Genomic DNA, 11,486 nt, shown 5'->3' on the forward strand with positions numbered 1-11,486 from the left:
GGTCTCGGGAAGGGGCGGCGGGACGCACTGGAATGTGCGACCTGCCGGCGGGTGCGGCTAGCGGCTCATGGTCCGGGAGATGACCATGCGCTGGATCTGGTTGGTGCCCTCGACGATTTGCAGGACCTTCGCCTCGCGCATGTAGCGCTCGACGGGGTGGTCGCGGACGTAGCCGTAGCCGCCGAGTACCTGCACGGCGTCGGTGGTGACCTTCATGGCCATGTCGGTGGCGAAGAGTTTCGCCTGCGCGGCCACGATGCCGTACGGCCGCCCGGCGTCTTTGAGGCGGGCGGCGTGCAGGGTGAGCTGGCGGGCGGCCTCGATCTGGGTGGCCATGTCGGCGAGCATGAAGCCGACGCCCTGGAAGTCGATGATGCGCGTGCCGAACTGCTGCCGCTCCTTGGCGTAGCCGGTGGCGTAGTCGCAGGCGGCCTGGGCGAGGCCGATGGCGCAGGCGGCGATGCCGAGGCGGCCGGCGTCGAGCGCGGACATGGCGATGCGGAAGCCCTCGCCCTCCTCCCCCACGAGTCGCCCGGCGGGGACGCGGGCGTCGTCGAAGGCGATCTGGGCGGTCGGGGAGGCGTTGAGGCCCATCTTGCGTTCGGGCCGCGCGGGGACGATGCCGGGTGTGGAGGCGTCGGCGAACACGCAGGACACGCCCGCCGGGCCGGGGCCGCCGGTGCGGCAGAAGACCTGGTAGAAGTCGGCGACGCCGGCGTGGGTGATCCAGGCCTTGGTGCCGTTGACGACGTAGTCCTCGCCGTCGCGGACCGCGCGGGTGGTCAGCGCCGCGGCGTCGGAGCCGCCGGCGGGTTCGGTCAGGCAGTAGCCGCCGAGGAGTTCCCCGCCGAGCAGGCCGGGCAGGTACTCCGCGCGCTGCGCGGACGATCCGAAGGCCGCCAGGGGGTAGCAGGCGAGGGTGTGGACGCTGACGGCCTCGGCGACGGTGAGCCACCGGTAGGCGAGCACTTCGAGGACCTGGAGGTAGACCTCGTAGGGCTGGCCGCCGCCACCGTCGGCCTCGTCGTAGGGCAGGCCGAGCAGTCCGGCGCGGCCGAGGACGCGCACGGCCTCGCGCGGGAACTCTCCGCGCTCTTCGAAGTCGTCGGCGAGGGGGGCGAGTTCGCGGTCGGCGATGTCACCGGCGAGTTCGAGGATCGCGGCGGCCTCGTCGGAGGGGAGCAGGCGGTACCGGTTCACAGGATCGTCACCTCGGTGGGGAGCGTGTCGAGCCGGGTCACCCCGGTGTCGGTGCACACCACGATGTCCTCGATGCGGGCGCCGTGGCGGCCGGGGATGTACACGCCGGGTTCGATGGAGAAGGCCATGCCGGGGACCAGGACGGTGTCGTCGCCGTCGACGATGTAGGGCGCCTCGTGGCCGTCGAGGCCGATGCCGTGCCCGGTGCGGTGAGTGAAGTACTCGCCGTACCCGGCGTCGGTGAGGACGGCGCGGGTGGCGGCGTCGACGGAGGCGGCGGTGACGCCGGGGCGGACGGCGTCGACTCCGGCGCGGTGGGCGGCGTGGAGGGCGCCGTAGTACTCGGTGAAGTCGGCGGGGGGCTGTCCGACGCAGTAGGTGCGGGTGCAGTCGGAGCCGTAGCCGGTGTCGACGGTGCCGCCGATGTCGACGACGACGGGCTGGCCGCGTTCGATGACGTGGTCGGAGACGTGGTGGTGCGGGCTGGCGCCGTTGGGTCCGGCGGCCACGATCGCGAAGGACACCGCGGTGTGGCCTTCGGCGATGATGGCCGCGGAGATGTCGGCGGCGACCTCGCGTTCGGTGCGGCCGGGACGCAGCCATTCGCCCATGCGGGCGTGGACGCGGTCGATGGCCTCGGCGGCGCGGGCGAGTTCGGCGATCTCGGCGGCGGACTTGATCATCCGCAGCGGCGAGAGGACGTCGCCGGCCATGGCCAGGCTGGCGCCGGGGATCGCGCCTTCGATGCCGTGCCAGTGCGCGGCCCACATGCGTTCGGCGGCGCCGATGACGCGTCGGGGCCCGTCGGCGTGCTCGTCGAGGAGGCTCGCCAGCAGCGCGTAGGGGTCCGTGCCGTCCCCGAAGTCCACCATGGAGGCTCCGGTGCCCGGGAGGGGCGAGGAGGCCGCGAGGGGGCGTTCCAGGCGCGGGACGATGAGGGTGGCGGGCCCGTTGGCGGGCACGAGGAGCGCGGTGAGGCGCTCGGAGGCGTGCGCGTCGTAGCCGGTCAGGTAGCGCAGCTCGGCGCCGGGGGTGATGACGAGGGCGTCCATCCCGGCGGCGGCGGTCGCGTCCCGAACGGCGGCGAGGCGTTCGGCGGTGTACAGCGTCTTTGCGGCATCCACGCTCGGGAGCTTAACGGTAGTTCAGGCGCGATGTCTGGCAGGCTGGCGGCATGCTGATGATCGTGGACGCTCCCGGACTGTGGTTCCGGTCCTTCTACGGCGTGCCCTCCTCGGTGCGCGCACCCGACGGCACCCCCGTCAACGCCGTACGCGGCTTCATCGACGGGCTGGCCACCCTCGTGCGATCGCGCAGGCCGTCACGGCTGGTCTGCGCCGAGGACCTCGACTGGCGTCCACAGTGGCGTGTCGATCTCCTCCCCTCCTACAAGACCCACCGCGTCGCCCCCGACGGCGAGGAGGAGGCCCCCGACGAACTCGGCCCGCAGGTCGACGTGATCCGCGAAGTCCTCGCCGCCTACGGGATCCCCATGGTCGGTTCGGCCGGTTACGAGGCCGACGACGTGCTGTGCACCCTCGCGGCGACCGCCAAGGAACCCGTCGACGTCGTCACCGGTGACCGGGACCTGTTCCAGCTCGTCGACGACGAACGCGGTGTCAAGGTCGTCTACATGGGACGCGGCATCGCCAAGGCCGAGGCCTTCGACGCCGCCGCCGTCCGCGAGCGCTTCGGCGTGGAACCGTCCCGTTACGTCGACTACGCGGTCCTGCGCGGCGACCCGTCCGACGGCCTGCCCGGCGTCAAGGGGATCGGCGAGAAGACCGCGGCGAAGCTCATCTCCGAGTACGGCGGCATCGACACCCTCGTCACCGCCGCCTCCGGCGACGCGCCGGGCATCACCCCGCGCATCCGCGGCTCCCTCACCGAGGCCGCCGCGTACCTCCAGGCGGCACCGACGGTCGTGCGGACCGTGCCCGACGTGCCCGTCGACGACGTCGACGGCGCTCTCCCGGACACGCCCGCCGACCAGGCCGCCCTCGACGCCCTGTCGGCGCGCTGGGGCCTGGCCAGCCCGCTCGGACGGCTCGCCGAGGCGATCGCCGAGGCCACGTCCTGACGCACCGGCCGCGGCCCCGGGCGGGGCCGCGGCTTCACACGTAGGCGACGACCCCGCGCTTGAGCAGGGACGCCGCGTCCTTGGCGACCTCGTGCAGGCGGTGCTTCGGGCCGACGGCCCCCGAGATCTGGCCGAGCAGGTCGACGGTCTGGCGGGTCCAGCGCACGAAGTCCCCGGCGGGCATCTCCGCGTCGGGCCCGGCGACGGCCGCCAAGACCTTGGCGAGCGGCTCGCCGCGCGCCCAGCGGTACATGGGCCACACGAAGCCGAGGTCGGGCTCGCGGGTGGCGTCGAGGCGCTTGCCGCGCTCCTCGGCGACGAGCCCCTCCCAGATCCCGAGCGTCGAGGTGACCGCCTGCGACACCGGCCCGTGCGGCAGGGTCGTGGGCAGGTCCCCGTCACGGCGGGACTCGTAGAGCACGGTGGAGACCACCGCGGCGAGCTCGGGCGCGCCGAGGTCGTCCCAGACACCGGCGCGGAGGCATTCGGCGACGAGCAGGTCGGTCTCGGTCCACAGCCGCGACAGGGTCCGCCCGTGCGGGGTGACCTGGCCGTCGGCGAGGTAGCCGCGCGAGGTCAAAACGGCGCAGACGGCGTCGAAGACCCGCGCCAGGGAGCCCGAACGCTGGTCGACCTTGCGGCGCAGGTGCTCGTTGTCGTCGAGGAGCCGCTGCCTTCGCCTGGCCCAGCCGGCGTGCTCGGTGCGGTCGGGGCAGGTGTGGCAGGGATGCTCACGCAGCCGCTGGCGCAGCACGCCCAGCTCACGGTCCTCGCCCGCCGGGACCTGCCTGCGGGAACGGCGGGGACCATCGGCGGTGACGCCGGTGTTGCGGACGCTGGCGGCCATGTCGCGGCGGGCGGCGGGCGCCTTGTGGTTGAAGTGCCGCGGGACCTTGATGTGGGCCAGGGCGTCGACCGGTTCGGCGAAGACACTGTCACCGACCCGGCCGGCCCAGCGATTCTCGGTCAGCACCATGATCCGGTGCTCCCCGCCACGCGGCACGCCCGGATCGAGGACGACGGCGAGCCCGGCGCGCTTCCCCCCGGGGATGTGGATGACGTCGCCGACCTTCAGGTGCGTCAGGGAGTCCGTCACCGCGTCACGCCGGGCGGCCTTGCCCGAACGCGCGAGGGTCTTCTCACGGCCGGAGATGTCGAGCATGAGCCGGTAGTACTCGCCGAAGTCGCCGAGGTGGCAGGCGATGTCCTTGTCGTGGGTGGCCGCGGCCTGTTCGGCGGCACGGACCTGCTCGGCGAGGCCGACGACGGCCCGGTCGGTCTGGAACTGCGCGAAACTCGACGACAGCAGCCCGCGCGCCCGTTCGGCGCCGAGACTCGCCACGAGGTTGACGGCCATGTTGTAGGACGGCCGGAAACTCGACCGCAGCGGGAAGGTCCGCGTCGACGCCAGACCCGCCACGTGCCGCGGATCCAGCTCCGGCGACCACGCCACCACGGCGTGACCCTCGATGTCGATGCCACGGCGGCCCGCACGACCCGTCAGCTGGGTGTACTCCCCCGGCGTGATGTCGACGTGCGCGTCACCGTTGAACTTCACGAGACGCTCCAGCACCACGCAGCGCGCCGGCATGTTGATACCGAGGGCGAGCGTCTCGGTGGCGAAGACGGCCTTGACCAGACCTGCCGAGAACAACTCCTCGACGACCTCCTTGAAGACCGGCAGCAGACCCGCGTGATGGGCCGCGAGACCACGGCGCAAACCGTCGAACCAGTCCCAGTAGCCGAGAGCCTGGAGATCGTCGGCGGCGATGCCCCTGGTCCGCTCCTCCACGATGCGGGTGATCTCGGCACGCTCGACGGCGTTCGTCAGGTGCATCCCGGCCCGCAGACACTGCTGCACGGCCGCGTCACAACCGGCACGACTGAAGATGAACACGATCGCCGGCAGCAGCCCCTCATCGTCGAGACGCGCGATCACGTCCGGACGCTGCACCGGACGGCCCCGCCGGGGCCGTCCACGATGGTCGAAACCGAGCCTGCGCTGCTGCTCACGGGTGTGCCGCAGCAACTGCGGATTCACCTCACGATGCTCGGCGGCGTCGGCGTCACCGAAGAGATCGAACATCCGCCGCCCGACCAGCATGTGCTGCCACAGGGGAACCGGGCGATGCTCCGACACCACGACCTCGGTGCGCCCGCGAACGCTCACCAGCCAGTCGGCGAACTCCTCGGCGTTCGACACCGTCGCCGACAACGACACCAACGTCACCGACGCCGGCAGATGGATGATGACCTCTTCCCACACCGCGCCCCGGAAACGGTCGGCGAGGTAGTGAACCTCGTCCATCACCACGTAACCGAGACTGTCGAGCGTGCTCGACCCCGCGTAGAGCATGTTCCGCAGAACCTCGGTGGTCATCACCAGCACCGGGGCGTCGCCGTTGATGACGGTGTCACCCGTCAGCAACCCGACCTCGCCCGGGCCATAGACCTTCACCAGGTCGGCGAACTTCTGATTGGACAGCGCCTTGATCGGGGTGGTGTAGAAGCACTTGCGGCCGGTACCGCGGGCCAGATGGACCGCGAACTCACCGACGACGGTCTTGCCGGCGCCGGTCGGGGCGCACACGAGGACGCCCGAGCCGCTCTCCAGGGCCTCGCAGGCCCGCACCTGGAAGTCGTCGAGACCGAACTCCAGCGAGGCGGTGAACTCGACGAGCGCGGGGTACGCCGCCCGCCTGCGGGCCGCGGAATACCGCTCGGCGGGACTACTCATGGACCAACCCTAACGGTCGGGTGCGTCAACTCCTAAGACCAGCGCGCCCGCGCGAAAGCGTAATTGGATCATGCCTGACCGTTCAGCCTAGATCCCCGCCTTCGGGGCCCGGCCGCCGACACCGGACAGAAGGGGCCGGTCACCTCCTCGATAAGGTCGGGTTCGTGGCCGGAAACACACCCAAAGCCGTGTTGCTCGACTTCCACGGCACCCTCGCCCAGGTCGAGCCAGCGCCCGTCGCCGTCGCGCGGGCGGCGGCCTCCTGTGAGGTCGAGCTGGACCCCATCCGGATCACGGCCATCGCCGACGCCCTCAACCTCGCCGGCTGGCCGAGCGGGCCGGGTCCCGCGCGCGTCCGGCCGCACCTGGCCGCGGCGTGGGCGAACCGGGACCTGTCGGAGGCCGACCACGAGGAGGCCTTCACGGGGCTGGCCGCGCAGATCTGGGCGGACAACCCGAGGCTTGGCTTCGAGGGCCTCGCCGACGCCCTGTACGCGCGTCTGGTGGCCCCGGACGGCTGGCTGGCCTACGCCGACACCGTGCCGACGCTGACGGCGCTCAAGGAGCGCGGGATCCCGACGGCGGTGATCAGCAACATCGGCTTCGATCTGCGTCCGGTGGCCAAGGATCTCGGACTCGACGTCCTGGTCGACACCTGGCTGCTGTCCTATGAGCTCGGGGTCTGCAAACCCGATCCGGCGATCTTCCACCGGGCGAGCATGCTCCTCGACGTCGAGCCGGAGGAGTGCCTGATGGTCGGCGACACCCTCGCCGACGCCGCCGCCTCGACGCTGGGCTGCGCGACGCTGCTGCTGCCCGCCTCCCCCGCCGGAAGCGTCCACGGCCTCGACGCGGTGATCCGGCTCACCGACCGGAATTAACGCCCCCACCTGCGGCGTCTCTACACACGTTGGCACTCAACCCATGAGAGTGCCAGCCGAATACGTGAGACACGAGGAGGCACCACGATGGTGTTGCGTTACTGGGAACCGACGGCTCGTCTCGACCGTGCCGACACCGAGTTCGACCGGATCGTGACGCGGTTCTTCGGCACGGCGCCGCGCGCCGCCGCCGGGATCGCGCCGGCCGCCGACGTCATCGCCGACGGCAACGACGTGGTCATCAGCGTCGAGCTCCCCGGCCTGTCCCCCGCCGACATCGACATCGAGGTCGCGCCTCGCCGCCTGACGATCTCCGGTGAGCGCAACGCCGCCGAGGTCGCCGACGGACAGCGTGTCCTTGCCCGCGGACGTCGTCACGGCCGCTTCCGGAGCGACTTCCGGCTCCCCGCCGGCGTCACGGCCGAGAACATCAAGGCCGGCTACGAGCACGGTGTGCTGACCGTGCGGGTCCACGAGGTCACCAAGCCCAGCCCCGAGCCGGTGAAGATCGCCGTCGAGGACGGGCACCCCGCGCCGATCGCGGCGGTCGACGCCGAGTAGGCACGACGATCGAAGATCCCATGTGGGCGGCGGGTCTCCCGCCGCCCACAAGCACGTCAGGACCCGGTCCACTCCTCGTCGAGGAGCGCGTAGACCAGCTCGGTCGTCCACGGGTCGGGACGGTCCTTCGAGTACGGCATGATCTCGTTGCGCAGGAACTTCGCCTCCCGCCGCATCCCGATCCGCTCCATCAGCCGCCACGAGGCGGCGTTGTCGAAGTCGCAGCGCGCGAAAACCCGGTGCAGGCCGTGATCCTCGAAGGCGGCGCGCAGCAGTGCACGGACGGCCTCGCTCGCGTAGCCCTTCCCGCCGTGCGCGGGATGGAAGACGTAGCCGATCTCGGCGCTGCGCAGCTCGGGGCTGAACCCGAAGACGCTCACCTCACCGATGACCGTGCCCGACTCCCGCTCGACGACGGCCAGCTTGGCGCCCTTGTCGCCGCGAAGGTCGGTCAGCGTGGCGTCCTCGGCGAGTTTCGCCTCGACCTGCTCGCGGGTCTGGGCGCCCCAGTACAAGTACGCCACCACCTCCGGCAGCGAGCGGTAGGCGTGGACGTCGTCGAGGTCGGCGGTGGTGAACGCGCGAAGGTCGAGACGCTCGGTGGCCAGCGGGAGTTCCAGAGTCATCAGAAGACCTCGATCCCCGACGGCGCGACCGGCCACGAGAACGCCGTCCCGGCGGCGGCGACCGCTCCCGGCGAATGCTCGTCCACTTCACCGAGGTCGGCGTACAACCGCAGCGAGCGCCCTCCCAGGTACACCGCGCCCAGGACGTCGACGCCGAGGCTCACGTCGGGCTCGCGCTCGGTGCGCTCGCAGGTGACGGAGTCGCCCTTGACGAGCAGGTGCCAGCGGCCGCCGTTGGCACCGATGATCGGGTCGGTGACGTCGAGGACCACGTCGAGGTCGGTGGTGTACGAACGCGCGGTGAGCGCGCCGGGCACGTCGACCAGCCGGATCCACAGCCCCTCGGAGTAGCGCGGCTGGAGCTGACGGGGCGCGCCGACGAGGTGCCGGAGGCGCTCGTCGTGGGAGGCGCCGCGGGTCCAGGTGAAGCTGGCGGCGAAGTCGAGGCTCGCCAGGAAGGCCCACAGCGCGAGGTAGACGTCGGTCTCGGGGGCGATGAGCTCCTCGACGGACAGCTTGTACACCGGGCCGGTCTGGTCCCAGTTCATCACCGCGCGCCAGAGGACGTACCCGTCGATGACGCCGTCGGGCGTCTCGTGCACGACGACGCGGCGCGCCGTGGCGCCGTGGCGGTCGCTCTCGGGGTCGTGGAGCCGTTTGACCCACCAGCCGCCGGGCCGCGTCGACAGGCCGGGCCGCCGTCCGACGGCCTCGGCGTAGACGGGGGCCAGGGCGGTCACCGCCTCCTCGGCGGTGATCTCGCGGACGCGTCCCGGCGCGGTCGGCTCCGGTACGCCGAGAAGGCGCAGGTCGCCGCTGTAGGTGACCTGGTCGGTGGCGTCACGGTAGCCGTAACGGCGGTAGAGGGCCGTCTGAGAGGCCCACAGGGCGGCGATGGGTTCGGTGACCTCGGCGAGCTGGCGGCGCATCATGGCCGACAGGACGCCGCGGCGCCGGTCGGTGGGGCGCACCGAGACCCCGCTGACATGGGCGGTGGGGACGACCGCGCCCGGGACCGACATGTCGCGGGTGAAGACCGCCGCGGTACCGATGACCCGGTCACCGTCCTCGGCGATGAGCCATCGCTCCGGTTCGTAGATGTGGCGCATCCCGGCGGCGAAGTCGGGACTGTCGTCCATCAGGAAGCTCGACGTGAAGGTCTCGGTGATGGCTTCGAGGTCGCTGTCGGTGCCCGGTCGCAGGGTGAACGGATCATCGGTCATGCCCGTGTGTCTACCTCACGGGTGTGTCGGCGTCTAACGCTTTCACTGATGGTGCTGGCCGGGCCACTGCTGCTGCTGCTGTTGTTGCTGCTGCTGCTGCGGAACCTGGGCGTGGCCGCCGTAGGTGGTGGCCTGCTGCTGCGGGTAGGTCTGCTGCTGCGGCGGCTGGTACTGCTGTTGTTGCTGGGGCTGGTGCTGGGCCGGTGCCTGGTAGGCGGGCTGCGGTGGCGCGCTCACCGGCGGTGCGGGTTTCTCGGCGGGCGCGGGCAGCGCCGGCCACAACGCCGGGGACAGACCGATCGCGACCAGGACGGTCACGACGGAGACGACGGGAACCCAGTCCTCACCGTTGCCGAGGACGTAGTACGCGATCGAGCCGGCCGAGACGACGATGAGCACGGCCCGCAGGATGCGGTTGACGAGGTGTAAGGGTCGCGGCATGCGGGCACCGTAGCAGCGCGAGGCGCCCGGCGGAAGAGTCCGCCGGGCGCCCGTGTCACGTGTATTACCGGACCGGTCAGGTCGCGTCGCCGTCGTAGCGTTTCGGCGGCTCGGCGGGACTGACGGGTGTCGGGTCGTCGACGGTGCTCGCGTGCTCGTCGGAACCCTCGCCGAGGTCGTCGATCGTGGAGGCCTCGTCGTCGTCGACCTCGCCCCATGTCGCGGCCTGGCGCTTGGCCTTGCGCTTGTCGTGCATGAACGCGAAACCGACGGCGGCGAAGTACATGCCGACCATGGGAATGGCCAGGGCCGTCATCCCGAAGGGGTCCGGGGTGGGGGTGACCACGGCGCAGAACACGAACACCAGGACGGTGGCGATGCGCCACCAGCCGAGCAGGCGTTTCGCGCTGGCGATGCCGACCAGGTTCAGCGCGACGACCAGCAGCGGGAACTCGAAACCGGCACCGAAGAGCAGCATGACGTTGGTGACGAAGTCGTAGTAACCGTTGATGTCGACGGTCAGGCTGTACTGGCTGGACAGGCCCAGGAAGAACTGGAGGCTCTTCGAGATGACGAAGTAGCCGAGGGTCGCGCCGGCGATGAACAGCGGACCGGCCACGGCGGCGAAGCGGTAGGTGTACTTCCGCTCGTGCCGGTGCAGGCCCGGTGCGACGAAGGCCCACAACTGGTAGAGCCACACCGGCGCCGAGATGATGAACCCGACGAACAGTCCGACGCGCAGGTTCAGCAGAAGCGTGTCGATGGGGGACACGGCGTTGAAACCACACTTGAAAACGCCGACGTTGCCGTCCTTGAGCCACTGCGCCTCTTGGAAGTCGCAGTAGGGGGCGTTGATGAAGTCGAGGATCGGCGTGGCGAAGTAAACGCCGATCGCCAGACCGACGACGAGGCCGAGGCTGGCCTTGAAGAGCCTTGAGCGCAGTTCCCGAAGGTGGTCCATGAGGGTCATGGATCCATCGGAGGCCCGCTCGAACTGGCTCTTCTTCTTGTCGCCTCGACGGAGTCTCAGGGCCATGAGAGCGTCTTAAGCGTCTGCGGTCAGCGACCGTCCTCGTGGGTCTTATCCCGCGCGGGCTGCGAGACGGCCTCACCTTCGATGGTGGCGGCCGGCTTGCGCGCGTGCTGAGCGTCGGCCTTCGAGTCCATCTCGTCGTCGGCCTTCGCCTCGTCGCGGAGGTTCTTCGTCTCCGCCTTGAGGATCCGCAGAGACCGGCCGAGGCCGCGGGCCGCGTCGGGCAGCTTCTTGGCACCGAACAGCAGGATCAGCACAACGACGAGAACGATGATGTGCCACGGTTTGAGCGCGCCCATTTACAGCACCTCCTGATAAGGGGACGACCACAATCCTACGGGTCCTGAATCGTCCCCGCCGGGCCGGATCACCCGTCGGCCGGGGGCGGCACCGGCTGCCATCCTGACTGGACAATCAAAGATCGTCAAGCGGCCGAATGTCCGTTTCACGTGAAACATTCGGTTGGGTGGCCTATGTCACGGCGCTTCAGTACGGATATTTTCCAGTCGTTGGCGTACCGTCTCCGCCTCGGCCGATACCGCTTCCAGCCGCACCCGCAGCGCGTCACCCTGCGCGGCCTTCGCCTGCAGCTCGCCCATCTCGGCGCGCAACCGCGTCAACCGCTTCACCAGCGGCAACGCGAACAACACCAGCACCACCAGCGACGCGGCGACGGCGCCGCCCATAATCCACCAGAACACGTG

Annotated in this window: 12 protein-coding genes; 3 read left to right on the plus strand and 9 right to left on the minus strand. The window is 70.6% G+C overall.

The window, feature by feature from the left end; genetic code table 11:
* Positions 1 to 57: 57 nt before the first annotated feature.
* On the minus strand, positions 58 to 1,200 hold the full coding sequence (locus tag HNR73_RS17425; RefSeq protein ID WP_184788554.1) for an acyl-CoA dehydrogenase family protein: 1,143 nt from the start codon (positions 1,198 to 1,200) through the stop codon (positions 58 to 60).
* Complete coding sequence (locus HNR73_RS17430; protein WP_275414582.1) at positions 1,197 to 2,324, minus strand: M24 family metallopeptidase; 1,128 nt, start codon at positions 2,322 to 2,324, stop codon at positions 1,197 to 1,199. Before HNR73_RS17430 ends, HNR73_RS17425 begins: the two co-directional genes overlap by 4 nt.
* A 50-nt stretch (positions 2,325 to 2,374) precedes the next feature.
* On the opposite strand from HNR73_RS17430, the gene HNR73_RS17435 reads away from it, so the two are divergent.
* Positions 2,375 to 3,280, plus strand: a complete 906-nt coding sequence (locus HNR73_RS17435) for a 5'-3' exonuclease (protein WP_239122296.1) — start codon at positions 2,375 to 2,377, stop codon at positions 3,278 to 3,280.
* A 34-nt stretch (positions 3,281 to 3,314) separates the two neighbouring features.
* On the opposite strand, the gene HNR73_RS17440 is transcribed toward HNR73_RS17435, so the two are convergent.
* On the minus strand, positions 3,315 to 6,017 hold the full coding sequence (locus HNR73_RS17440) for a DEAD/DEAH box helicase (RefSeq protein ID WP_184788555.1): 2,703 nt from the start codon (positions 6,015 to 6,017) through the stop codon (positions 3,315 to 3,317).
* Positions 6,018 to 6,181: 164 nt separating this feature from the next.
* On the opposite strand from HNR73_RS17440, the gene HNR73_RS17445 reads away from it, so the two are divergent.
* Both HNR73_RS17445 and HNR73_RS17450 read left to right on the plus strand, forming a co-directional pair.
* Positions 6,182 to 6,898 carry an HAD family hydrolase gene (locus tag HNR73_RS17445; protein ID WP_184788556.1) on the plus strand — a complete coding sequence of 239 codons (717 nt, stop codon included), beginning with the start codon at positions 6,182 to 6,184 and terminating at the stop codon, positions 6,896 to 6,898.
* An 87-nt stretch (positions 6,899 to 6,985) separates the two neighbouring features.
* Positions 6,986 to 7,459 carry an Hsp20/alpha crystallin family protein gene (locus HNR73_RS17450; protein ID WP_184788557.1) on the plus strand — a complete coding sequence of 158 codons (474 nt, stop codon included), beginning with the start codon at positions 6,986 to 6,988 and terminating at the stop codon, positions 7,457 to 7,459.
* A 56-nt stretch (positions 7,460 to 7,515) separates the two neighbouring features.
* Here the strand turns inward: HNR73_RS17450 and HNR73_RS17455 are convergent, their stop codons facing one another.
* From HNR73_RS17455 to HNR73_RS17480, 6 genes are all read right to left on the minus strand, one after another.
* Positions 7,516 to 8,085, minus strand: a complete 570-nt coding sequence (locus HNR73_RS17455) for a GNAT family N-acetyltransferase (RefSeq protein ID WP_184788558.1) — start codon at positions 8,083 to 8,085, stop codon at positions 7,516 to 7,518.
* Positions 8,085 to 9,308 (minus strand): GNAT family N-acetyltransferase, encoded by a 1,224-nt coding sequence (locus HNR73_RS17460; protein WP_184788559.1) that lies wholly within the window; start codon positions 9,306 to 9,308, stop codon positions 8,085 to 8,087. The genes HNR73_RS17455 and HNR73_RS17460 overlap by 1 nt, the downstream gene beginning before the upstream one ends.
* 42 nt (positions 9,309 to 9,350) lie before the next feature.
* Positions 9,351 to 9,749 carry a hypothetical protein gene (locus HNR73_RS17465; RefSeq protein WP_184788560.1) on the minus strand — a complete coding sequence of 133 codons (399 nt, stop codon included), beginning with the start codon at positions 9,747 to 9,749 and terminating at the stop codon, positions 9,351 to 9,353.
* A gap of 76 nt (positions 9,750 to 9,825) precedes the next feature.
* Positions 9,826 to 10,785 carry a twin-arginine translocase subunit TatC gene (gene tatC / locus HNR73_RS17470; RefSeq protein ID WP_239122294.1) on the minus strand — a complete coding sequence of 320 codons (960 nt, stop codon included), beginning with the start codon at positions 10,783 to 10,785 and terminating at the stop codon, positions 9,826 to 9,828.
* Positions 10,786 to 10,808: 23 nt separating this feature from the next.
* Positions 10,809 to 11,081, minus strand: coding sequence for a Sec-independent protein translocase subunit TatA (gene tatA, locus HNR73_RS17475; protein WP_184788561.1), 273 nt, complete (start codon positions 11,079 to 11,081; stop codon positions 10,809 to 10,811).
* A 177-nt stretch (positions 11,082 to 11,258) separates the two neighbouring features.
* Positions 11,259 to 11,483, minus strand: coding sequence for a hypothetical protein (locus HNR73_RS17480; RefSeq protein WP_184788562.1), 225 nt, complete (start codon positions 11,481 to 11,483; stop codon positions 11,259 to 11,261).
* Positions 11,484 to 11,486: the final 3 nt, after the last annotated feature.

The organism is Phytomonospora endophytica (assembly GCF_014202425.1).
Taxonomy (GTDB): Bacteria; Actinomycetota; Actinomycetes; order Mycobacteriales; family Micromonosporaceae; genus Phytomonospora; species Phytomonospora endophytica.